The 21,040-nt window shown below is 37.7% G+C and carries 25 protein-coding genes; 10 read left to right on the forward strand and 15 right to left on the reverse strand.

Annotation, left to right across the window (positions count from 1 at the left end; all coding sequences use genetic code 11):
• The first annotated feature begins 24 nt into the window (after window positions 1–24).
• The 7 genes from DRF61_RS14955 to DRF61_RS14985 all read left to right on the forward strand — a co-directional run bounded on the left by DRF61_RS14955 (window position 25) and on the right by DRF61_RS14985 (window position 6,014).
• On the forward strand, window positions 25–525 hold the full coding sequence (locus DRF61_RS14955; protein WP_111958443.1) for a hypothetical protein: 501 nt from the start codon (window positions 25–27) through the stop codon (window positions 523–525).
• A 457-nt stretch (window positions 526–982) separates the two neighbouring features.
• The gene (locus DRF61_RS14960) at window positions 983–1,717 is read left to right on the forward strand and encodes a hypothetical protein (protein WP_111958445.1); all 735 of its coding nucleotides are present in this window, start codon (window positions 983–985) and stop codon (window positions 1,715–1,717) included.
• Between the two features lie 25 nt (window positions 1,718–1,742).
• A complete protein-coding gene (locus DRF61_RS14965; protein WP_111958447.1) occupies window positions 1,743–3,134 on the forward strand; it encodes an RtcB family protein in 1,392 nt (463 codons plus the stop codon).
• A 76-nt stretch (window positions 3,135–3,210) separates the two neighbouring features.
• Window positions 3,211–3,762 carry a hypothetical protein gene (locus DRF61_RS14970; protein ID WP_111958449.1) on the forward strand — a complete coding sequence of 184 codons (552 nt, stop codon included), beginning with the start codon at window positions 3,211–3,213 and terminating at the stop codon, window positions 3,760–3,762.
• Window position 3,763: 1 nt separating this feature from the next.
• Window positions 3,764–4,462, forward strand: coding sequence for a peptide chain release factor H (gene prfH, locus DRF61_RS14975; protein ID WP_111958451.1), 699 nt, complete (start codon window positions 3,764–3,766; stop codon window positions 4,460–4,462).
• Window positions 4,449–4,952 (forward strand): hypothetical protein, encoded by a 504-nt coding sequence (locus DRF61_RS14980; RefSeq protein WP_111958453.1) that lies wholly within the window; start codon window positions 4,449–4,451, stop codon window positions 4,950–4,952. Before prfH ends, DRF61_RS14980 begins: the two co-directional genes overlap by 14 nt.
• A gap of 72 nt (window positions 4,953–5,024) precedes the next feature.
• Window positions 5,025–6,014: an enolase C-terminal domain-like protein gene (locus tag DRF61_RS14985; protein ID WP_111958455.1), complete on the forward strand. Its 990-nt coding sequence runs from the start codon at window positions 5,025–5,027 to the stop codon at window positions 6,012–6,014.
• A gap of 144 nt (window positions 6,015–6,158) precedes the next feature.
• Here the strand turns inward: DRF61_RS14985 and DRF61_RS14990 are convergent, their stop codons facing one another.
• Both DRF61_RS14990 and DRF61_RS14995 read right to left on the reverse strand, forming a co-directional pair.
• Entirely contained in the window at window positions 6,159–6,446 is a 288-nt protein-coding gene (locus tag DRF61_RS14990) for a cytochrome C (RefSeq protein ID WP_111958717.1), read from the reverse strand.
• Between the two features lie 21 nt (window positions 6,447–6,467).
• The gene (locus tag DRF61_RS14995) at window positions 6,468–6,758 is read right to left on the reverse strand and encodes a c-type cytochrome (RefSeq protein WP_111958457.1); all 291 of its coding nucleotides are present in this window, start codon (window positions 6,756–6,758) and stop codon (window positions 6,468–6,470) included.
• A gap of 141 nt (window positions 6,759–6,899) precedes the next feature.
• Between DRF61_RS14995 and meaB the strand changes: the two genes are divergently transcribed.
• Window positions 6,900–7,883 carry a methylmalonyl Co-A mutase-associated GTPase MeaB gene (gene meaB, locus DRF61_RS15000; RefSeq protein WP_111958459.1) on the forward strand — a complete coding sequence of 328 codons (984 nt, stop codon included), beginning with the start codon at window positions 6,900–6,902 and terminating at the stop codon, window positions 7,881–7,883.
• Here the strand turns inward: meaB and DRF61_RS15005 are convergent.
• The gene (locus DRF61_RS15005; protein WP_111958461.1) at window positions 7,880–8,431 is read right to left on the reverse strand and encodes a DUF4251 domain-containing protein; all 552 of its coding nucleotides are present in this window, start codon (window positions 8,429–8,431) and stop codon (window positions 7,880–7,882) included. The genes meaB and DRF61_RS15005 overlap by 4 nt on opposite strands.
• A gap of 108 nt (window positions 8,432–8,539) precedes the next feature.
• On the opposite strand from DRF61_RS15005, the gene DRF61_RS15010 reads away from it, so the two are divergent.
• Both DRF61_RS15010 and DRF61_RS15015 read left to right on the forward strand, forming a co-directional pair.
• A complete protein-coding gene (locus tag DRF61_RS15010; protein WP_111958463.1) occupies window positions 8,540–9,346 on the forward strand; it encodes a M48 family metallopeptidase in 807 nt (268 codons plus the stop codon).
• 94 nt (window positions 9,347–9,440) lie between these two features.
• The gene (locus DRF61_RS15015; protein ID WP_111958465.1) at window positions 9,441–9,749 is read left to right on the forward strand and encodes a hypothetical protein; all 309 of its coding nucleotides are present in this window, start codon (window positions 9,441–9,443) and stop codon (window positions 9,747–9,749) included.
• Between the two features lie 33 nt (window positions 9,750–9,782).
• Here DRF61_RS15015 and DRF61_RS15020 read toward each other — a convergent pair whose 3' ends face one another.
• The 12 genes from DRF61_RS15020 to DRF61_RS15075 form a co-directional block, all read right to left on the reverse strand.
• Complete coding sequence (locus DRF61_RS15020) at window positions 9,783–10,397, reverse strand: outer membrane beta-barrel protein (protein WP_111958467.1); 615 nt, start codon at window positions 10,395–10,397, stop codon at window positions 9,783–9,785.
• Window positions 10,381–11,196, reverse strand: a complete 816-nt coding sequence (locus DRF61_RS15025) for an ABC transporter ATP-binding protein (protein WP_111958469.1) — start codon at window positions 11,194–11,196, stop codon at window positions 10,381–10,383. Before DRF61_RS15025 ends, DRF61_RS15020 begins: the two co-directional genes overlap by 17 nt.
• The gene (locus DRF61_RS15030; protein ID WP_111958471.1) at window positions 11,196–11,948 is read right to left on the reverse strand and encodes an MlaE family ABC transporter permease; all 753 of its coding nucleotides are present in this window, start codon (window positions 11,946–11,948) and stop codon (window positions 11,196–11,198) included. Before DRF61_RS15030 ends, DRF61_RS15025 begins: the two co-directional genes overlap by 1 nt.
• 118 nt (window positions 11,949–12,066) lie before the next feature.
• Window positions 12,067–13,437 carry an exopolysaccharide biosynthesis polyprenyl glycosylphosphotransferase gene (locus tag DRF61_RS15035; protein WP_111958473.1) on the reverse strand — a complete coding sequence of 457 codons (1,371 nt, stop codon included), beginning with the start codon at window positions 13,435–13,437 and terminating at the stop codon, window positions 12,067–12,069.
• A gap of 176 nt (window positions 13,438–13,613) precedes the next feature.
• Window positions 13,614–14,243 (reverse strand): 7-carboxy-7-deazaguanine synthase QueE, encoded by a 630-nt coding sequence (locus DRF61_RS15040; protein ID WP_111958475.1) that lies wholly within the window; start codon window positions 14,241–14,243, stop codon window positions 13,614–13,616.
• Window positions 14,244–14,250: 7 nt separating this feature from the next.
• On the reverse strand, window positions 14,251–15,135 hold the full coding sequence (locus DRF61_RS15045) for a bifunctional 5,10-methylenetetrahydrofolate dehydrogenase/5,10-methenyltetrahydrofolate cyclohydrolase (RefSeq protein ID WP_111958477.1): 885 nt from the start codon (window positions 15,133–15,135) through the stop codon (window positions 14,251–14,253).
• Window positions 15,136–15,157: 22 nt separating this feature from the next.
• Window positions 15,158–15,982, reverse strand: coding sequence for a class I SAM-dependent methyltransferase (locus tag DRF61_RS15050; RefSeq protein ID WP_111958479.1), 825 nt, complete (start codon window positions 15,980–15,982; stop codon window positions 15,158–15,160).
• 3 nt (window positions 15,983–15,985) lie between these two features.
• The gene (gene pgi / locus DRF61_RS15055; protein WP_111958481.1) at window positions 15,986–17,626 is read right to left on the reverse strand and encodes a glucose-6-phosphate isomerase; all 1,641 of its coding nucleotides are present in this window, start codon (window positions 17,624–17,626) and stop codon (window positions 15,986–15,988) included.
• Window positions 17,627–17,832: 206 nt separating this feature from the next.
• Window positions 17,833–18,441, reverse strand: coding sequence for a hypothetical protein (locus tag DRF61_RS15060; protein WP_111958483.1), 609 nt, complete (start codon window positions 18,439–18,441; stop codon window positions 17,833–17,835).
• The gene (locus DRF61_RS15065; protein WP_111958485.1) at window positions 18,431–18,940 is read right to left on the reverse strand and encodes an RNA polymerase sigma factor; all 510 of its coding nucleotides are present in this window, start codon (window positions 18,938–18,940) and stop codon (window positions 18,431–18,433) included. The genes DRF61_RS15060 and DRF61_RS15065 overlap by 11 nt, the downstream gene beginning before the upstream one ends.
• Before the next feature lie 25 nt (window positions 18,941–18,965).
• On the reverse strand, window positions 18,966–19,835 hold the full coding sequence (locus DRF61_RS15070; RefSeq protein WP_111958487.1) for a TraB/GumN family protein: 870 nt from the start codon (window positions 19,833–19,835) through the stop codon (window positions 18,966–18,968).
• A gap of 158 nt (window positions 19,836–19,993) precedes the next feature.
• The gene (locus DRF61_RS15075; protein ID WP_111958489.1) at window positions 19,994–20,896 is read right to left on the reverse strand and encodes a DUF4349 domain-containing protein; all 903 of its coding nucleotides are present in this window, start codon (window positions 20,894–20,896) and stop codon (window positions 19,994–19,996) included.
• Window positions 20,897–21,040: the final 144 nt, after the last annotated feature.

Consider the following 21,040-nt stretch of genomic DNA (forward strand, 5'->3'; position numbering starts at 1 on the left):
ATAGTTTAAGTGAAAAATTTCATTATGGCCTATACAGTAGTTTCAGTATTTCCGGTGACTGTAGATACAGAGGAAATTAAAAAGAATTTAAAAGAAAAAGGTTTTGATGAAGCAAATATTATTGTTTCAAAATCTAAGGTAGAAAGCGGATTGTCAGCTGATCATTATCAGGAGGATGAACAAACAAAAGAATTTTTTGAATACGTTTTTGCTCACGATGCAGAAATGCTGGAGGCTTACCACAAGCACAGTATTGGCAGAAGCAATGTTATTGTGTATGCGGATGACTTGCAGCAGGCTAAGGTCGCCAAGACTGTTTTAAATGAAAACGGTGCACTTGAAGTTTACCGTAAACCGTCAGAAGCACGGGACAGCATTCCTGAAGGTATGTCGGAGCAGGAATACAACGGAATCATTGCCAAAGCAAGGCATAATATCTATTTTCTGGGATCAGAAAGAGTTTACCATTCCAATGAAACTAAAGGGATGGACGACGAGATGGATAGCTTAGGATCAAAAGATTAATCATCCCAATAAAGCAAAGCCTGGATATAAAATTATTCAGGCTTTTTTATTTAAAAAATTTGAATATTCAGAAAAATTAATATATTTGCACCTGAAAATCAAGTTTAACCCATTAAAAAACAACGAAGCAATGTTCAAAACGAATCAAAATTCTTCAGCTGGAGTACCGCTTATGGTGGTAAGGCTTCGTGGTTTGGTATACTCTTAGAATAATAGTACAACGAAATATCAAAACCCGAAGTCGTAAAGATTTCGGGTTTTTTATTGCGCAGTATTTAAACTCCAGTTTCCCCGAAATTTTTTAGTGTCATTAAGAACAAGGTGAAAAGATCTTTATGATCTATTTTATGCTGTTTATTATCGTAAAATCAATCAACTTATATTTTAGTTGAGTAAGAAAAGATGTGCACAAATCCAAAATCTGGATATTGTAACGGCATCTTGTTTCTTATAATTTATGGAAAATTATAATCTTCTGTTTCCTCGGCTGAGAAGTGCAAGAAGCAGAAAAAGAGCAGGTAGAAAAGATGTAGAAAAACAGATAAGAAAAAAATATAATCGTAGTGAAAAGCTGTGGGATATCAGAAGGAAAATTCCCTGGATTCCGCTGGAAAATCCTTATCAGAGAGGATTTGTAAGATTCTTTGTTCTCCGGGATGATGTGAAAAGATCCAAAGATACAGATTTTTTCGAAGGGATTTTGAACAAAATCAACACCTACATGTATTCTGAAAGCCGACAATTCCTGAAAAAAAAGAAAAAGTCTGGAAGAAGAATATATGTGGAACGAGAACAGAAACTCAAAAGGATTTCTTCATTGGGATGGAATGATCCAAAGTTAGGATTCACACAGAGAGAAAGACAGTACTTTCTTAAAAAAGAAGAATACAATCCATTCCGGAAAAGAAACGATATCTACTACGAATTTATTGAACCCTGGAGATTTATCCTCCGAGTAAGACCCAATATGATCACCCATTACAAACCATTGGATTCTGAACTGGAAAAAGAATGTGATGAACTGGGATCCTATTTAAGGCAATATAAAGTGGCGGGAATTATCCGGAAAAAAATTTATGGTAGACCAAAACCATGGAAAGCAGATTATGAAACTGATCTTATCAAAAGCAGAAAATATACTGCCTATATCATGTCTGCAACAGAGCTTGCAGATTATTTTGAGGACTTATAAGTCCAATTATTTAAAACAAAAAACAATGGGAAATTTAAAACTAAAAGGAAAAGATATATTAAAACTCGGTTATCCGAACAATCAAAGCGTCAATGTGGCCTTGGAGGTTATGAAAAGAAATTTTGCAACGAAGAATATTCACCATGTAAAATCTATTTTAAAAGAAATCCTCCTCAACCCGGAGAACTTTGAAAAAGACCTGACTTTCGGGCAGATTGCAGAATCGCTGCTTTCATCCAGGAAAACAGAAAAAAGGGTGCTCAATACACAGCGTGCTTCCTTTCAGATCTTTGGAAACAATATCTCTGAAGAAGCCAAAAACCAGCTGTACACAGCTTTAAAACTGCCGATTTCAACGCAGGGCGCTTTAATGCCCGATGCACACAGCGGTTACGGACTTCCGATAGGCGGTGTTCTTGCGGTAGAAAACGCAGTGATCCCTTACGGAGTAGGCATGGATATTGGCTGCAGGATGAGTCTCAGTATTTTGGATATACCGGTTTCATATCTTGACGGAGCAAGAGATAAATATGAAAAAGCTCTTGCCGAACACACCAAATTCGGGATGTACGAAATCCATAAATCTCATATAGATCATGAAATCTTTGAGAGAGATACCTTCGATATGATTCCGGTTTTAAGGAGATTAAAAGGAAAAGCCATTAAACAAATGGGTTCTTCCGGCGGAGGGAATCACTTTGTGGAATTCGGAGAAGTTGAAATTACGGAAGAAGATGGCCAGATCGGCCTTCCAAAAGGAAAATATCTGGGAATACTTTCACATAGCGGTTCCAGAGGTTTAGGAGCTGAGATTGCACAATACTATTCAAGAGTTGCTGCAGATCAGTGTCCGTTGCCAAAAGAAGCCCAACAGTTCGCCTGGCTGGATCTGAATACCCATCTCGGCCTGGAATACTGGACCGCAATGAACCTTGCCGGAGATTATGCCTCTGCCTGTCATGATGACATCCATAGAAGACTGGTAAAAGCTGTCGGCGGAAGAGTAAGAGCAAAAATCGAGAACCATCACAATTTCGCATGGAAAGAAATCTATAATGGAAAAGAAGTGATTGTCCACAGAAAAGGCGCAACTCCGGCTAACGTAAATGAACTGGGAATGATTCCCGGATCCATGACGGCAAAAGGCTTTATCGTTCGTGGAAAAGGAAATCCGGATGCTTTGAATTCAGCGTCACACGGAGCCGGCAGAGCTCATTCGAGAGGAGAATGCAGAAGCCTTTTTACTCAGAATGATATCAAAAAAGAGCTTAAGCTGAAGAAAGTCACTTTGATGGGAGGAAATACAGAAGAGGCGCCAATGGCTTACAAAGACATTCACGAAGTGATGAATGCTCAGAGCGAATTGGTGGATATCCTTGGAACATTTCAGCCCAGAATTGTGAGAATGGACAAATAATGAGTCTTAAACTTTACAACCTTATAGGTTTCAAAAACCTATAAGGTTTAATAAAGAATTATTTTAAAATTAAAAAATGGGAGTACCTCATAACATAAAAAGATACGGAGAAGTCTGGCCGGAATTTAGAATTCTGCACGGGCTTGAAATTTTAAATAAACTAAAAGATAAAGTCATCATATCGGGAGGCTGGGCCTGGCATTTCATGTCAGAAACAGGACATACGGAATACAAGCATGCCCATGACCATAAGGATATTGATGTTTTTGTAAAGAAAGAAAACACAGCAGAAACAGTTATGATTCTTCAGCAGGAAGGTTTTCAGAAAGTATGGACCCGCTATGATCATTTACAGAGCGAAGAGAATTTCCGCAGATATGAAAAGACAATGGAACTCGAAAACGGAAAATCTCATAGAATTACTATAGATTTCTTCGAAAGGAATGACTTGGAGACGATTGAAATCAATGGCTTTACCGTTGTTAAACCTGAACTTTTACTGACGTTTTACAGAAACATCCATTCCAGTGATAAATGCTGGGCTGTAATGGCTGCTAAAGATTTACTGCAAAAAGGGATCGACCCTATTGGTCATCCAAAATTAAGTGAAATACCTAAAGTAAAGTAAAATGGAAAAGCTTATACAAATAACCTCAGGAAGAGGGCCTTTAGAGTGCCAGTGGGTCACCGCTAAAATTCTGAAGGTCTTCCTTGAGGAAATTAAAAACAATACAATAGATTACGAAATCATTCACCGTGAAAACGGCGATGAAAACCTGACTTTAAAATCTGTAACCATTCTTCTAAAAGCAAAAGATCTGGATCCATTTTTAAAAACATGGTTAGGAAGCATATGCTGGACCGGTAAAAGCACATTCAGGAAACTCCATAAAAGAAGCAACTGGTTTATCGGTGTTTTCGAGCTGGAGGGGCTGGAGAAAATCAATTTTAATGAAAAAGATATTCAGTTTCAGACCACAAGAAGCCAGGGAAGCGGCGGACAAAATGTAAATAAAGTCAACACCGCTGTTCGGGCCGTTCATATACCCACCGGAGAAAGTGTATTTACACAGGATTCCCGGTCACAGCTGGAGAATAAAAAGCTGGCCATTATGCGGCTGAAAGAAAAAGTAACCGGATTGTATATCAAACAGCTTGAAAAAAGAATGCAGGATACATGGAACAATCATCTGCAGGTGCAGAGAGGAAATCCGGTCCGTACATTTTCCGGAGCGGACTTTAAAAAGAACTATCAGGATAAATCATTTAAAAAACAGAGAAACATTCTGAAAAGAGAATTAAAAAACGACAGAAATGACCTTAACTAAAAGTAAATATTATTTTGAAGCCCTGGATAATTATCCATACAGCCTTCCGGACTGCCTGGAAGCTTTGAACTATGCCCTGTCCTATGATCCTGAAGACGCGGACAGCCTCTGCCTGATGGGAAGAATATACAGCGAAATGCTGACCGATTACGAAAGGGCAAAAATGTATTTCGAAGAAGCCATGCAGTGTAATGTAGCCAATCTCAACACACCACAGCATTATATCAAATGTCTTTTGGACAATGAAGACCTCGATGAAGCAGAAAAACTGATTCATTATGCTTTAAGAATCAAAGGAATAGACAAAGCAAGAATATTGATACAGAAATCGCTGTTGTTTGAAATCAGGTTGGAATATAAAAAAGCATTGGAACCTTTAAAAGAAGCAAGAAAATACAGCTATAACCAGGCTATGATTGATTTTTTGAAAAGCAGGGAGAAATTTATTAAAAGCAAAATGACAGAAACTAAAAAGAAAGGAAAAAAGTAATTACTTTCTTAAATGACGTCTCACTCATTACAGAAGGATCTTTTTAAGGTCCTTTTTTTGTAGCTTTAATATATGGAACTTAATTATGAACTTAAAAAGCTTCAGCTAAAGGAAACTTTCTCGATTGCCTATGGTAATTATGACACAAGAGAAGCATTACTGATAGAATTATCTTATTTAAACTGTAAAGGATATGGTGAATGTGTTGCCATAGATTATTATCATATTGATCTGAAAAACTTTATCATCAGATTAAAAGAGATACAGCCGTTACTTGAAAAGCGGACTGTTGTTCATCCCAAAGATTTTTTTCACTTTCTTTCAACGCTGGATCTGCATCCGTTTTTAATGTCCGCCTTAGATTGTGCCTATTGGGATCTTTTCGGAAAACTTGAAAACAGAAGCTTTACAGAATTAAATCATATTCCTTCCGGGAACTTGGCAGAAAGCTCCATTACCATTTCAGTAGCAGATATTGAAAATCAGATCCGGAAAATAGAAAAAAGCAGCTGGAACAGATTCAAAGTAAAATGTAAAGGGCTGCATAAAGACAATATCGAAAAGCTGCTGAGATTAAACCTCAATATTGCTTTGGATTCCAATGCCAGTTTTACAGATCAGGACTGTATCTGGCTTCAGGAAAATAAAGATGTCCTACAATTTTCCTATTTGGAACAGCCAAGACCGGTTGACCAGTATAAAGTTTTAAAAAAAGAAGGTTTTGCCAATTGGATGGCAGATGAAGATTCCCAAGATCTTAATTCCCTGGAAGAGCTCCTGCCTTATTATAAAAGTGTCAATATCAAACTGATGAAATGCGGTGGACTCACTCCGGCATTGGAGATGATTATAAAAGCAAAAGAACTGGGTTATAAAACAATGATAGGCTGCATGACGGAATCCACGGTTGGGATCTCTGCTGGCTGTGTATTGGCGGGCCTTACTGATTTTGCCGACCTTGATGGCGCCAATCTTATTTCCAATGACTATGCCTCCGGAAATTTTGTAAAAAACGGAAACATTATCCTGTCGGGAAAACCGGGACTTGGGATAGAATTATAATTTATTTATTGTGAATAGTGAATAGTGAATAGTGAATAGTGAATAGTGAATAGTGAATAGTGAATAACATTGCTTAAACACTGATACGCTCCAACTCTCAAACCCTATCTCCCTCCAACTCTTTCACTCTCCAACTCTAAAATGCTACTTCTTATTCACAGAAATCAGGTAATCATATACCATTTGGTGCTGCTCATCGCTTAATTTTGCTTTCGGAGCCATTCTGCTTAATGTTTTGATCCATCCTTGGTCATCATGCTTAGCAGGATCCGGAAGCTTGTGGCATTTGGAGCATGAATTTTCAAAAATAGTTTTTCCCTGAACCAGCTGCTCAGATGCGGTGTACTTTGGCCCTGTTACGGCAACGCTTTTAGGTCCGCATGATACCATAAACGCAGCACCTGCGGTCATACTTAAGATTACTTTTTTCATATCCATATTCTGATTTGGTGATTATTTTTTCACAGAAACAATATAGTCATATACCCACTGATGCTGATCGTCATTCAGTTTCGCTTTCGGAGCCATTGAATTCATAATTCCTACCCACTGTACAGAAGTGTGTGCTGTAGGATCCGGAAGCTTATGGCATCTGCCACAGGAATTTTCAAATATTGTTTTTCCCTGAGCTATTTGTTCTGCAGTAGAAACGGCGGGTCCTATAGGTCCGGCTGTAGAAGCTTTTGGTGTACAGGAAGCCAGTAATAGGCAGGTAAATAATGCAGCAGCGGATATTTTTTTCATGTTTCTTGAATTTTGATTCGTAACAAATGTAGGAATTTCCCCTTCCAGATGATGAGGTAGTATCTAGTTTTAATTTAGAAGAAATAAAATTAATACCCGTTTGTATGGGAGTTTGAAGGTTATTTTTATATTTTTGAATCAATGAAATTTTCTACAGAAGAACTAATGGAAGGAATACAGTCAGGAAATAAACGCCTGATCGCAAAAGCTATTACATTAGTCGAAAGCAAGAAAGCCGAGCACAGGACCCAGGCAGAAGAGCTTCTGAAGAAAATAATGCCTTTCACAGGAAATTCCATACGGGTAGGAATCACCGGAGTTCCCGGTGCAGGAAAGTCCACATTCATTGAAAATTTCGGAAGACTTGCTATTGCTAACGGCAAAAAAGTTGCTGTTCTTGCCATCGATCCCAGTTCTTCCATTAACAAAGGAAGCATTTTGGGAGATAAAACCAGAATGGAAGAATTGGCAAAAGAAGAAAATGCCTTTATCCGCCCTTCACCAAGTTCCGGATTTCTTGGCGGTGTTGCGAATACCACCTTTGAGACCATGATGATCTGCGAAGCGGCAGGATATGATTATATTTTGATCGAAACAGTTGGAGTAGGGCAGTCTGAAGTACTTGTAGCTGATATTACGGATGTATTTCTTTTCCTGAAAATTATTGGCGGTGGAGATGAACTTCAGGGTATCAAAAGGGGTATTATGGAAATGGTAGATCTTATCTTTATCAATAAAGTAGAAAAGGAAAACCTTCAGAAAGCCAAAAATACCAGGCTGGAATTGAAACGGGCACTGGATTTTATCCCTCCCAAAGAAAAAGGCTGGAAAATCCCGGTATTATTAGGTTCTGCCCTTTACAATGAAGGCTTGGAAGAAATATGCACCAAAATTGATGAATTCATAGATCTGAAAAAGAAAACCTCACGTTTTAACGAAGTCCGCACCCAGCAGGCAGAAAAACGCTTTGAATATTGGGTTCAGGAATATATTCTGGCTATGATGAAAAGGAGCGATTCTGTAGAAGCTGCTTACATACAGCACAAAAAAAATGCTTCGGAAATGGTTTCTAATCCCAGCACTGAAGCAAAACTGTTTGTTGAAAAATTTCTATCTAAAGACTAAAGCTTCTCTTTTTCTTTTGGCATTTCCTCATTTTTAGAAACATAACCGTCATAAGTAATAGGCTGTCTGTCATTACTTCTCATAGAAACAAATGCTTTACCGCTTTTAAAAATTTCTATAATAATCTCATCAACATTTCTTGTATCATTGGGCTTAATCTTTAAGATCCAGTTTCCTTTTTTATTCTGAGCCTTATTGACAGTGAAGTCCTTGGATGTAAAACGATATCCATTGTCAGATGTATTGTAAGAGGGATTATATTGTCTTCCAAAATAGGGAAGAACTACTTCCATAGTATTTTTTTTAAGCTCTATTGTATAGTTTCCACCGTCTAGCTGAAGCATTCTTGTTGCCGGTGCGTTTTGGATAGCTCCCATTACATTGATAACATCATAATTCATAGGATTTGCTCTTTGTGCATGAAAAGTAAATTCCTGGGAACTTACAAGTGCATCAACTGTTTTGGAATCTAATGAAGCCTGTGAGGAGCAGCTTTGAAAGAAAAAAAGAAATCCAAAAATAAATATAAGTGAAATATACTTTTTCATAACTGTAATAATTGTAAATTTAAATAGCAAAATGTATGCAAATATATTCCTTCTGAATCATTTTGGAATAAAAATTGTAAATGTTGAATTATTAACACTCAAACAACTATGAAATTTACACATCTATTAGGAATAGGAGCAGTTGCCTTGTCAACTGTAGCATGTACTACTAATCCAATTACGGGCAGGTCTTCATTACAGATTGCAAATAATTCGGAAATATTAACAATGTCTGCTCAGGAATATAAAACGACATTGTCTAAATCTAAGATTATCACAGGAACTGCAGATGCAAAAAGAATAACGAGTGTAGGAAGCAGAATAAAAAGTGCAGCAGAAAGATATTACCAGAGTATAGGAAGATCTGCAGATCTTGCTAATTATAACTGGGAATTCAATCTTATACAAAGCAATGAATTGAACGCCTGGTGTATGCCTGGCGGTAAAGTTGCCGTTTATACAGGAATTCTTCCTGTTACAAAAAATGACAATGGTCTTGCCGTTGTGATGGGACACGAAGTTTCACACGCTTTGGCAGGGCATGGCAATGAAAGAATTTCGCAGGCTATGGTTGCGCAGTATGGAGGTTCTATTCTGGGCGGAACAATTTCCAACTCACAATGGGCCGGTATTTTTGAAAAAGTATATCCTATCGGATCGCAGGTAGCTCTGTTGAAATATGGTAGAAATCAGGAATCAGAAGCAGATCAGATGGGACTATACCTGATGTCTATGGCAGGATATGATCCGAGAGAAGCGATTCCTTTCTGGAACAGAATGGAAGGGGCGGCATCGGGCTCAAGACAGCCGGAATTTTTATCTACCCACCCGAATCCTGAAACAAGGATCTCAGATATCAATAAAAACCTTCCAAAAGCTTTGGAATACTATAAAGCAGCCGGAGGGAAAATATAATTATTCCAGAATTTAATCTTGTATAGAGCCTTATTGAATTTTTCACTAAATTGGGTAAGGCTTTTTTCAATGTAAACCACTATACACAATATTTATGAAAAGTTTATCAATTACTGGACTTATACTGCTTGCCGTGTCGGCACTGCTTTTTTATCTGACCACTGATTTTACGGTGGGAGGAATTACCATCTCACACATGATGGGTGTAATGGCCGGAGTCGGAATTGGCCTTATTATTGGCGGAATGGTAGGATATGTAAGCAAAGGAAGCGCAATAAAGGCTGAAGAGAAGAAAAGAGAATTCAAAAGACTACAGCAAGAAAAAGAAGATCTTGAAAAACAGGCGGCAGATATTGCCAGACGGGAAGCGGAACTTCAGCAAAATAAAAACCCTCAAATTTAATATTTGAGGGTTTTTTATAGTGTTATTTTCAAATTATTTAAACTTATAACCTACGCCTACCAAAAACAGATTCGGTCTGTTGTCATATCTGATTTCTGATCCGGAGACCTTATTGATGAAGTTTCTTTCATCTTTGCTGAAAGCCCCTTCGTATCGTGCATTAATGATCAGCTTTTTAATTTCAAGCTGCGCACCGAACTGGTATCCTACTGTGAAATTGTTTTTAACGTTTTCTTTAAAATCATTGTAGGTATCTTCCTTGCTTAAATTATAGCTTGCTACCGGTCCTACAAAAACTCCGAGCATATCTCCTAAAAGATTATACCCTAAAAGAACAGGCATATCGATACGGTTGCTCTTTACATCAAAAGTAGTATTCTCCGTAGTGAATTCATTTTTGAAATGAGTGTAGTATAATTCCGGCATTACATAAAGTGCAGTCGGAAGTCCTATTTTTAAAGAAAGCCCCACGTTAAAACCTGCATTGTTTTTTCCTGTTCCCTCAATGGCTTCATTTACCGTTCCTTTAATGTTTTTCCATGAAGGAGAGCCTGTCGGGAATATTAAGTTGGCTTTTCCTGCCAGAGAGATCTGCGCAGAAGCGAACATTGAAAACCCGATTAATGCTATACTAAGTACCTTTTTCATTATCATCTATTTTAGAGATTGTATTTTCAATCGTTTTATTATTTTCAAGTAAATATTCTCTCAGTTCTTTAAACAGTTCTGAAGAATAAACGAAGTCAATAAGATTTTTATTGCCCGCAGTAATGAGAATATCCTTGTTTCCTTCCCATTCTTTGATCCCCAGTCTCAGGTATACAATTTTCTCCCCAATTGTCATCACGGAATTCATATCGTGCGTATTGATGATAGTTGTTGTATTATATTCTTTGGTGATTTCAAGAAGAAGATCATCAATGACATTGGAAGTATAGGGGTCAAGACCGGAGTTCGGCTCATCGCAGAACAGATATTTAGGATTGTTCACGATTGCTCTCGCAATGGCAACACGTTTCTGCATTCCCCCGGAAATTTCAGACGGAAATTTTCTCCCGGCCTTATCAAGATGTACCCTGCCAATTACTTCAAATACTCTTTTCTTTTTTTCTCTGAAAGTAAGGTTGGTAAACATATCCAGCGGAAACATGATATTCTCTTCCACCGTAAGAGAATCAAAAAGTGCGCTACCCTGGAATACCGTTCCGATCTCTGAACGCAGATGCTGTTTTTCCTCACGCGTCATGACGTTGATATCCCTGCCGTCAAACAGGATCTCTCCTGATGATGGCTGATAAACATTCAATAAGCTTTTCAGGAAAACAGTTTTTCCGGAACCACTCTGCCCAATGATCAGGTTTACCTTTCCTTTGTCAAAAGAAGTTGAAATTCCCTTCAGTACTTCAACCTCGTCAAAACTCTTCTTAAGATCTTTTACCTCAATCATCAGCTTAATATTAATTGGGTTAAAATTAATTCCGAAATGATAATAAATACCATGGTCCATACTACGGCCTGAGTACTGGCTCTACCTACTTCCAGCGATCCTCCTTTTACATTATAGCCGAAGTAAGAAGGTACCGTAGCAATAATAAAAGCAAACACTGTGGTTTTTACAAATGCATAGTATACAAATAAATTTGGCATATACATCTGGATACCTACTATATAATCATTTTCTGTCCAGTTTCCAGTTAGAATACCTGCCAGGTAGCCACCTCCGATACCGAATACAATACTGATGGCAATAAGCAAAGGATTAAAAATCACACAGGCAAAAATTTTGGGCAATATCAGGAAATTCGGAGAGTTTACTCCCATAATGTCCAATGCGTCGATCTGTTCTGAAACCCTCATGGTGCCTATACTTGAGGCAATATATGATCCTACTTTACCTGCCAGGATCAAGCTGATAATTGTCGGTGAAAATTCCAATACCAAAACAGCTTTTGTGGCATATCCCACGAATGAAGGTGGAATAGGAAAAGAAGACGAATCAAAATTATTGAACATCTGGATAGCCACAACGGCTCCCACAAATATAGAAGTGAAGATCACAAGCCCAAAAGAATTGACGCCGAGATCATTGATTTCTCTCATGAACAGCTTCCAAAAAACCCTCATTTTCTGGGGCTTCTGCAAGGATTTACCTAGAAGGATAATGTATTCTCCTATTGCTGTAAAAAACTTTTTTAACATGCTGCTAAATTAGACTTTTTTTATTTAATTCAGGTTAGACCTCAGGTGCTCATCGGAGGATTATTTAACCTAGAAGCAAATATGGTTCCTCAATTTCAGTCTTAGCCTTTTGTTTTATTTATTTTGCGTTTTTATCACCGCCGATCACCAATAAAACGGTCTTTAAAATAATAATAAGATCCAAAACAAAACTCCAGTTTCTTACATAGAATGTGTCTGCAAGAATTCTTTTTTTCATTTCAACCTCCACATCTCCATAATCTCCTCGCAGTCCGCTTACCTGGGCAAGGCCAGTGATACCAGGCGACACCATACTTCTTAAGCTGTATCTTCCTATCTTAGGTTTGTAAAAGTTATCTACAGAAAGCATATGCGGACGTGGTCCCACAATAGACATTTCCCCTTTCAAAACATTGATAAACTGGGGAAGCTCGTCAAGGCTGGTTTTCCTGAGAAAACGTCCGATTTTTGTGATCCTGACATCATTTTCTTCCGTAGTTTTCGTAGCTGATTCATCATTAACGATCATGGTTCTGAATTTGAGACATGAAAATACTTCTTCATGGAAACCATATCTCTTCTGAACAAAGAAAACAGGCCCTTTAGATGTTATTTTTATGAGAATTGCAATCATCGGAAATAACCAGGAACCTAGTAAAACTAATATAAGGATAGAAAAAGCGATATCAAAAATCCTTTTAACCAGGAAATTGGAGTAATAATCCAAAGGGTATTTTGCCTGGCTGAGAATAGGCTGTGTCTGAATGTATCCAAGATCGTACAGGAAAAAATCGCTCTGTGTAATGCTCGGAATTAATGAGACATGGACCTTATGGTCTTCAGCCAGTTTGAAGATCTCAGTTTCAAGATTTTCGGTGAAATGGTTTTCTGTAGATAAAAACAGAGTGTGGATTCCGTTTTTTTTCCAAAATTCAACGAGTTCGGCTGGTTTTATATCAGAAGTTCCGTATTCAAATATTTTATATCCGTAATCTTTTCTGTCCTGAAATATATTCTTCAGAATTTCTGTAGAACCTGTTTCCCCCAAAAACATCACATTTCTATAATTGATCCCCAATGAACGGAAATATTTTATAATAAAATAAATGATTGATTTCGCCAGGAAAATAAAGAAAAAAAGATAGAAGGAAAGCCAGTAAATATCTGAATTAAAAAATACATTTTTGCTTACTTTTCCAATGAGCAGAACGCCGAGTATAAAGAACAGAAAATGGATAAGAAGGCGTTCCAGAAACAAAGTATAGGTGAGATTCCTCTGAATATTATAAATTTTTGTCCTGCCGCTTAGAAGCATCCAGAACAAAAAAAGCAATACCAGGGAAAAAATATTCTGGTACCATGTTTCCTTATGATATCTTAAGCTTTCGTTTCTGCTTATGAAAAAGAATATGAAGATAGATGCAATAACCAGAAGGTCAAGCAAAATAATAATCGATTTCAGGTATCTAGAGTATCGAATTCTCTGCATCTATCAGTATTTATAACGGATACGAAGATCTAATGTACATAATTTTTGCGGTATATTCCGGGATTCTATGAATATTATAAACTTTCTCTCCTATTATTTAAGTATGTCAGGCAAAAAAATAATCATATGAATAAAAAATATTCTGATCCAGCATTTCGGTGAATTTAAAAGTAATCTTATGGAATATTCAGGTATTTATGAGTCTGAACCGAAGCCTGCCATTCCGGATGGGCTAAAATAAAATCAGTGATCTTTGGGTACATTTCATCACGCTTGCTCCATTCGCTCTGCATATACAGTTTGCAATTTTCAGAAACCTTTGCCGCCTGTTCCTGAGCAAAAGTAAAGTCATGCTGATTGAAGATAATCACTTTAAGCTCACTTGCTTTTTTGTAGATCTCTTCTTTCGGAAGTCCTGTTTTCTTAGGCGAAAGGGTAATCCAGTCGATCTGCCCACTCAGAGGATATGCTCCTGAGGTTTCAATATGGATAGTGCATCCCAGTTCTTTTAGCTTTGACGTTAAGATATCTAAATTCCACATCAACGGTTCACCGCCGGTTAAAACAATTGTTTTACTGTGCTTTGCAGCAGTTTCTGCAATTTCCTCTGCATTCATCAATGGATGAAGGTTCGGATCCCAGCTTTCTTTTACATCACACCAATGACATCCGACGTCACAGCCTCCCAATCTGATGAAATAAGATGCCTTTCCGGTATGTGCTCCTTCTCCCTGTAAAGTGTAAAAATGCTCCATTACAGGGAGCATTTTACCTTCTTTTAATAAAATATCTTCTTCTTTGTTCATTTTAAAATTAGTCGTTATAGACTGAGGTTTTGTAAGCGATGATGGTATTTTTCATCAGCATGGCTCTGGTCATAGGGCCTACTCCTCCAGGTACGGGTGTGATCCAGCTTGCTTTAGCTGCACAGCTGTCAAAATCTACATCACCTGCAAGGTAGTATCCCTTTGGAGAGTCATCGTCTACTCTTGTAATACCCACATCCACGATTACTGCACCGTCTTTGATCATATCTCCTTTTAAGAAATGAGGATCACCTAATGCGGTAATAACGATGTCTGCTTTTTTTGTGTATTCTTCGATGTCTTTTGTATAAGAGTGTGTTAAAGTCACGGTAGAGTTACCCGGGAAATCTTTTCTTCCCATCAGGATGCTCATAGGTCTTCCTACGATCTTGCTTCTTCCGATAATTACACAGTCTTTTCCTTTGGTTTCAATATTATATCTTTCCAGTAATGTCAGGATCCCAAAAGGAGTAGCAGGCAGGAAAGTGTCCATTTCCAATGCCATTTTCCCAAAATTTTCAGGGTGGAAACCATCTACGTCTTTTCTTGGATCAATCGCCAAAATGATTTTTTCCTGATCGATCTGGTCCGGTAAAGGAAGCTGTACAATGAAACCGTCTACTTCCTTAGATTTATTTAATTCATCAATTTTCTCCAGCAATTCAGACTCGGAAACGGTGCTTGGGAACTTTAAAAGCGAAGAACGGAATCCTACTTCCTCACAGTCTTTTACTTTGCTGTTCACATAGGCTTTGCTTGCTCCGTTGTTTCCTACAAGAATAGCCACCAGATGGGGTGCTCTTTTCTTGCCTTCAAGGATTTTTTCCACTTCCACCTTGATTTCTGCCTTTATTTCTTTGGATACTTTAAGTCCGTCAAGAATTTCTGCCATTTTTACTTTTTTTACTTTTTATTTAGATTTTATTGAATACAACAATATCCTGGAATTCATCAGCTCCTTCCTTTTCTACATCGTTTCTCCAGAATCCTCCTTTTATGGTGGTTACTTTTAATCCTGCTTCTGCGGCCATCTCGTTTAGCAATGGGATGCTTACTGCAATATTGGCTGCGGTCACTTTATCATCCATAAGCCTGTAGCCTTCATACTGATGTGGGAACGGCATTGTGCCATATTCTTTTTGAGTTTCATCATACAGAAAGAATGTGGCCAGACATTGCCCGTCGTTTTTCAGCACTCTGCTGATTTCACTAAGATACCTTTTGATCTCTGGTATCTGCATATGCGTGAAAACCGAGAATAGAAATACCTTATCAAACCGTAACTCATCATAAGGAAATGTAAAACTCTCTGCTTTTTGGCTGAAAGTATTGTACAGGTCATTATAAATCGGGGTAAACTGAAATTTAAAATTCGGATGTTTTTTTCCGATGTGTTTATTACACCAGTTGATTCCCTTTTCTACGGCATCAAAACCGTCGTATGTTCCTTTATCAATGGTGCCGGTAAGGGCTACTGCCGTTCTTCCGATCCCGCATCCCACATCCAGAACATGGTCTGTATTTTGTAAGCCTATATATTTTTTAAGCGCATTTACCTGACGGATCCCATGAGGAATAAAGTCACTGCCTCCTACATAGATGTCTCCTTTTTTAGGTTCATTTTTTGATCTTTTTCCCGTAATTCCTTCATAAAAATCTATCGGAAAATAATAAATTTTCCGCCCCAGAAGCCTGAGGCCGGGAGGAAGCTTATAATAATATGACCGTAATGCAGACATCTGCTACTTGTTTCCTTTATAATAATTAATCAATCCATTCGTAGAACTGTCGTGAGAGCTGATTGCTTCATTGTTTTCAAGCTCAGGAAGGATCTTATTGGCTAAAACTTTTCCTAATTCCACCCCGAACTGATCGAAGCTGAAAATATTCCAGATCACCCCCTGAACAAAGATCTTATGCTCATACATGGCAATTAACTGGCCTAATGAAAAAGGGGTTAATTCCTTGAATAATATAGAGTTAGTAGGTGTGTTTCCGTGGAAGACTTTATAGTTTAATAACCTATCAATTTCTTCATCGGATTTTCCAGTGCTTCTTAATTCTTCCTCTACTTCCTCTTCAGATTTTCCGAAGGCAAGTGCTTCAGTCTGTGCAAAAAAGTTAGCCAAAAGCTTGGGCTGATGATCAGAAACTAAATTGCTGCTTTTTACATAAGCGATAAAATCTGCAGGAATAAGTTCAGTTCCCTGGTGAATTAGCTGGTAAAAAGCATGCTGGCCGTTTGTTCCGGGCTCGCCCCAGATAATAGGTCCCGTTTCATATTCTACGAACTCTCCGTTTCTGTCTACGCATTTTCCGTTGCTTTCCATATCTCCCTGCTGAAGATAAGCTGCAAATCTGTCCAGATATTGAGAATAAGGAAGTATTGCGTAGCTTGTCGCTGCGTAGAAATTACGGTACCAGATACCCAAAAGTCCCATTAATACCGGAACGTTTTCAGAGAAATTTGCAGTCTGGAAATGCTGATCGGTATCATTTGCACCTTTTAAAAGTTGCTCGAAATTGTCATAGCCAACTGCCAGAACAATACTCAGGCCGATAGCGCTCCAAAGAGAATATCTTCCGCCTACCCAGTCCCAGAATTCGAAAATGTTTTCTTCTGCAATTCCGAAATTTTTAACTGCTTCAACATTAGTGGATAAGGCAACGAAATGCTTAGCAACATCTTCTTCTTTTCCTGCTTTCAGGAACCAGTCTTTTGCAGAATTGGCATTCGTCATTGTTTCCTGAGTGGTAAAAGTCTTGGAAGCAATGATGAACAATGTAGTTTCAGGATTCAGGGTTTTAACAGTTTCAGCGATGTGATTACCATCAACATTGGAAACAAAATGAACATTTAATCTTGTTTTAAAATGTTTTAAAGCTGAACAAACCATTACCGGTCCAAGATCTGAACCTCCGATTCCGATATTGACCACATCGGTAATTTCTTTTCCGCTGAAGCCTTTGTGTTCCCCTGAAATAATTTTTTCAGAGAAAGCTTTCATATGGTCAAGAACTCTTCTTATCTGAGGTTTAATATTTTCTCCGTCTACAATGATTTCTTTATCTGAGAAATCCCTTAAGGCTGTATGTAATACTGCTCTTCCTTCTGTTTCATTGATCTTATCACCAGAAAACATCTTAGAAATAGCATCTTTCAGCTGGCATTCATCTGCCAATTGAAGTAAAAGTTCCTTCGTTCTTGTATCGATAAGGTTTTTAGAATAATCAAAAAGGAAATTGTCTTTCTGTAGAGAAAATTCTTTAAAACGGTCAGGATTATACTGGAAAAGGCTTCTCAAATCAAAGTCGTTGCCTGCAAAATGGTCATCAAGAGCTTTCCAGCTGGTAGTTTGTATAGGATTTATTTTTGATAGCATATCTTAGAAATTATATAGGTTCAGAAAGTAAGAGGCAGGATTAAATGTTTAAAATCCTTATCATTTTATTTCTGATGTGCAAATTTAAGGAAAAATAAAACCTCAGATAAATTTGAACGCGATAAATAACAATTTTTTAAAAAGAAAACCTCAGAACAAGTCTGAGGTTTCATGGTTATTGTTTTGTAAAAGATGGATCAGGAAAACTATTCGTCCGTTTCGTTAAGTATATTTTCCAAACGTTTGGCGTGGCGTCCGTAAAAGTATTGAGTCCATAAAACAATGCTGGCTACAATCGCTACGGTTCCGAGAAGTACAATCAGGATAAAAGCCCGCTGATAAGAATCTGCAAAACTTTCTAAAGGCATTCCTTTTTTCTGAAATATATTGTAAAACTCCAATCCTAAAGTGATCATAAAGTGGGGAAGAAGTAGAAATCCGAAAGACTGGTATCTTTCCATGTTCAGCTTCAGTTCGTGGTATATTTTCCAGAGGCTGTTTTTGGTGTTTCCGGTATACAGTTCGGTTTGCTTATAAAATTTATAGAATCCGAACAGATAGTAAGAAGATATGACCACAAGCATCGCATAGGATGTATAATAAATAACATACTGCGATGAAGGGAAATCCAGCTGTTGCGGAAAGAATGCAATAAGAATAACGGCAATGATCTGCATTGGAAATTCCGATTTCATGCTTTTCTGGATCTTTTCGATAGGATGCTTGCTTTTCTTTAACTGTTCTATGGTGTTGGGAATGTTGACGTTTTCACCATCTTCATTATTCCACTGTTCTTTTAATTGATCAAAATTCATAGCCTGATTTTTTTATGATTTGCTGTATTTTTTCTTTGGTTCTGTTGAGTTTTACACGGGCATTACCTTCGCTTAGGCCAAGGTTATCACCAATTTCTTTATGAGACATGCCTTCCATGAAATAGAATATAATAGCTTTTTCAAGCGCTTTAAGTTCCTGGACCGCAGTGTAGAAAACTTCCAGCTGCCGGTCCTTTGAAGGGTTATAGTCTTCATTCTGGACTTCAAAATGATGGGGTACATCCGTTTGGTTATCCGTCCGTTTTTTTTCTTTTTTTAAATAAGTAATAGCGGTATTAATTGCGACCCGGTACATCCATGTAGAGAACTCACTGTTGCCTTTGAAGTTCTGGTAAGATTTCCAGAGCTGGATAAGGATTTCCTGCTGGAGGTCTTCCCGGTCTTCCAAAGAATCCGCATAGATCCGGGAGGCCTTATATAAAATACCTTTATGCTGATTGACGAGCTTTAAAAAATCGGTTTCAGTCTGGCTGCTCACAATAATTTCATGGTTTGGTTAGATGTTATAGGCTTGATACAGGTTTTACAGTATATCCTTTGGATCTTAAAAGCTGGATAATTCCGTTTTCTCCCATCAGATGAGCACCTCCTACTGCAAAGAAAGCACTTTCTTTTTTCATCATCTCAGGCATTTTTTCTGCCCAGTTTTTATTTCTGTCTGTAAGCATGGTTTTTTCCTGTTCGGCATTCATCATTTTATCATCTTTAAAAAGGGTATAAAGGGACTGTACATCTTCTTTCTTAAAGGCAGTGATCATTTTCTTAAGCAGGATTTCATATTCCTTTCCCATTTTTAACTGTTGAATGACTGCTTTCAGATTGTAGGCTTTATTGATTGAAGTCATCTGGTCCTCTACTTTTTCCAGCCCGAAGACTTTCTTTTTACTTTTCAGCGCATTTTTGAGGAGTTCTATTTCATACAGCTTTACTTCAGTTTGTGGACACGGTATAGCTTTCATCGAAATTAGTGCATACAATGCCTGTGAGCTGGAATTGTCCATCTTCTTCAAATCTGTTCCGTAGTCCGCGAGGATTTTATCCAGCTCTTTTGTTTCTTCAGGACTAAGCTGATCCGATAGTTTTTTATCCGTCTGATACATTTTCTGCATGGCTGTCATTTCAGCGGGATCTGTATAATTGATTTCCATCACAAGATTATCAGATTTTTCAAGGGCTTTCATCACTTTCGGTTTGATCTCAAAATCCTGGCTGCACATAATATGACAGGTTCCTGCAATATAAGAAGGTTGGGTAAGACCGTTTCCGGAAACTTCCCAAAGTGTACTGTTTTCCGCGTTGGTATTTTGAGCTTTTACTGTCATAACGGTTGCCGATAATAACGTTGCGAACCCAAGTTTTACTAAATTTTTCATATGATTAAAGTTTTTTTATTATTCATTCTTTAAACAGTAGGTAAGGGCAGGATAATGATCGTTACAGTTTTTTTTGAAAAAAAATAAAAAACCTCCTGTGAAGGAGGTCTGTAAAATCTAAAATTATGATGATAACCAGCTGGTTAGGATTGCTTTTGTTATTCCTGAATTTTTGTGCATTCCGGTTTTGTCAGTTTTCTTTTTCTTAAAAAGTATACAACGGTGGCTAAGATTAATAAAAGTGGCCATATGGTGATAAGTCCCACTGCGATCTTTTGAATCAGGTAAAATCCTTCTACAAAAGCATTTTTAGCGTCATATATGAAGTTAAACTTATATTTATTATCAATATTTCTGGTATTGGTTACTGCAATTTCTGCAATACGGAGTTTAGGCTCTTTAATGTAAATATCTATCGTGCTGTATTTAATGTTGTCGGTGGTATCCATATTGGCAAGCTGCTGCAGATTTCCTTCCGCCATATTGTCGTTGTCCAGCTGTACTTTGTCTTTATTTGTTTTCAGCTGATCGATATTTTCGCCTGTCTTTTTAATTCTTTTGCCTTCCATTTCTGCATATTTGATGTTGGAGGTTACATCTTCGGCATTGATCGTTCTGGAGTTCAGGAAAAGTTTTTTATCATTAATTTTCACAAGCAATTCACCAAGTTTTTCCGTCGGAACGCGTACCTGCATCGTATTTTCTGTCTGGTACTTTTTGATCAGCATCGCGTCATTATCGGAAGTATTATAGGCCTCCTGTGAGATCACATTGCTCTGAAGATTGCTGTGGGCTACAAATCCTCCGAGATCCTGAACTGTCTTTTCAATGGAAACGGTTGCTTCATAGACATCCTTGACTTCCATATTTACGTCAGCTGTTTTAATGAACTGTTTGTCCTTTACCGTCATAGTGGCTACAGAGGAAACGCTGTCTGTAACTACGGCAACAGCAGAATCTGTAGCATAGCTTTCAGTGGAGACGGCTTCTCCTTTTTTACATGAATAGATTCCTGATAAAAGAATTGCTGACAGGGATAATTTAATGTAAGTCGTTTTCATAGCGTTGATTTTTGTGGGTTTTCTTAGGTCAAAGTTCAGGCAGGATCTATTGTAATATTTGAAAATCAATCGCAAAAAGTTTGTAAAGAAATATTCAGTTTTAATTTACTGTGAATGAGTGTTTTGTAAAATAATACCTCATAG

It is taken from the genome of Chryseobacterium lathyri, from assembly GCF_003290185.1.
In the GTDB taxonomy this organism is placed as follows: Bacteria; Bacteroidota; Bacteroidia; order Flavobacteriales; family Weeksellaceae; genus Chryseobacterium; species Chryseobacterium lathyri.

Excerpts from the sequence above, each read along its gene's own strand:
- DRF61_RS15075 (WP_111958489.1), bottom strand. The coding sequence starts at position 20,896 with ATGAAAACGACTTACATTAAATTATCCCTGTCAGCAATTCTTTTATCA.
- DRF61_RS15010 (WP_111958463.1), top strand. The coding sequence starts at position 8,540 with ATGAAATTTACACATCTATTAGGAATAGGAGCAGTTGCCTTGTCAACT.
- DRF61_RS14955 (WP_111958443.1), top strand. The coding sequence starts at position 25 with ATGGCCTATACAGTAGTTTCAGTATTTCCGGTGACTGTAGATACAGAG.
- DRF61_RS14960 (WP_111958445.1), top strand. The coding sequence starts at position 983 with ATGGAAAATTATAATCTTCTGTTTCCTCGGCTGAGAAGTGCAAGAAGC.
- DRF61_RS15020 (WP_111958467.1), bottom strand. The coding sequence starts at position 10,397 with ATGAAAAAGGTACTTAGTATAGCATTAATCGGGTTTTCAATGTTCGCT.
- DRF61_RS14985 (WP_111958455.1), top strand. The coding sequence starts at position 5,025 with ATGGAACTTAATTATGAACTTAAAAAGCTTCAGCTAAAGGAAACTTTC.
- DRF61_RS15005 (WP_111958461.1), bottom strand. The coding sequence starts at position 8,431 with ATGAAAAAGTATATTTCACTTATATTTATTTTTGGATTTCTTTTTTTC.
- DRF61_RS15060 (WP_111958483.1), bottom strand. The coding sequence starts at position 18,441 with ATGAATTTTGATCAATTAAAAGAACAGTGGAATAATGAAGATGGTGAA.
- DRF61_RS14995 (WP_111958457.1), bottom strand. The coding sequence starts at position 6,758 with ATGAAAAAAATATCCGCTGCTGCATTATTTACCTGCCTATTACTGGCT.
- DRF61_RS15050 (WP_111958479.1), bottom strand. The coding sequence starts at position 15,982 with ATGTCTGCATTACGGTCATATTATTATAAGCTTCCTCCCGGCCTCAGG.
- DRF61_RS15030 (WP_111958471.1), bottom strand. The coding sequence starts at position 11,948 with ATGTTAAAAAAGTTTTTTACAGCAATAGGAGAATACATTATCCTTCTA.
- DRF61_RS15015 (WP_111958465.1), top strand. The coding sequence starts at position 9,441 with ATGAAAAGTTTATCAATTACTGGACTTATACTGCTTGCCGTGTCGGCA.
- DRF61_RS15035 (WP_111958473.1), bottom strand. The coding sequence starts at position 13,437 with ATGCAGAGAATTCGATACTCTAGATACCTGAAATCGATTATTATTTTG.
- DRF61_RS14965 (WP_111958447.1), top strand. The coding sequence starts at position 1,743 with ATGGGAAATTTAAAACTAAAAGGAAAAGATATATTAAAACTCGGTTAT.
- DRF61_RS15040 (WP_111958475.1), bottom strand. The coding sequence starts at position 14,243 with ATGAACAAAGAAGAAGATATTTTATTAAAAGAAGGTAAAATGCTCCCT.
- meaB (WP_111958459.1), top strand. The coding sequence starts at position 6,900 with ATGAAATTTTCTACAGAAGAACTAATGGAAGGAATACAGTCAGGAAAT.
- DRF61_RS15070 (WP_111958487.1), bottom strand. The coding sequence starts at position 19,835 with ATGAAAAATTTAGTAAAACTTGGGTTCGCAACGTTATTATCGGCAACC.
- DRF61_RS14990 (WP_111958717.1), bottom strand. The coding sequence starts at position 6,446 with ATGAAAAAAGTAATCTTAAGTATGACCGCAGGTGCTGCGTTTATGGTA.
- DRF61_RS14980 (WP_111958453.1), top strand. The coding sequence starts at position 4,449 with ATGACCTTAACTAAAAGTAAATATTATTTTGAAGCCCTGGATAATTAT.
- pgi (WP_111958481.1), bottom strand. The coding sequence starts at position 17,626 with ATGCTATCAAAAATAAATCCTATACAAACTACCAGCTGGAAAGCTCTT.
- DRF61_RS15045 (WP_111958477.1), bottom strand. The coding sequence starts at position 15,135 with ATGGCAGAAATTCTTGACGGACTTAAAGTATCCAAAGAAATAAAGGCA.
- DRF61_RS14970 (WP_111958449.1), top strand. The coding sequence starts at position 3,211 with ATGGGAGTACCTCATAACATAAAAAGATACGGAGAAGTCTGGCCGGAA.
- DRF61_RS15025 (WP_111958469.1), bottom strand. The coding sequence starts at position 11,196 with ATGATTGAGGTAAAAGATCTTAAGAAGAGTTTTGACGAGGTTGAAGTA.
- prfH (WP_111958451.1), top strand. The coding sequence starts at position 3,764 with ATGGAAAAGCTTATACAAATAACCTCAGGAAGAGGGCCTTTAGAGTGC.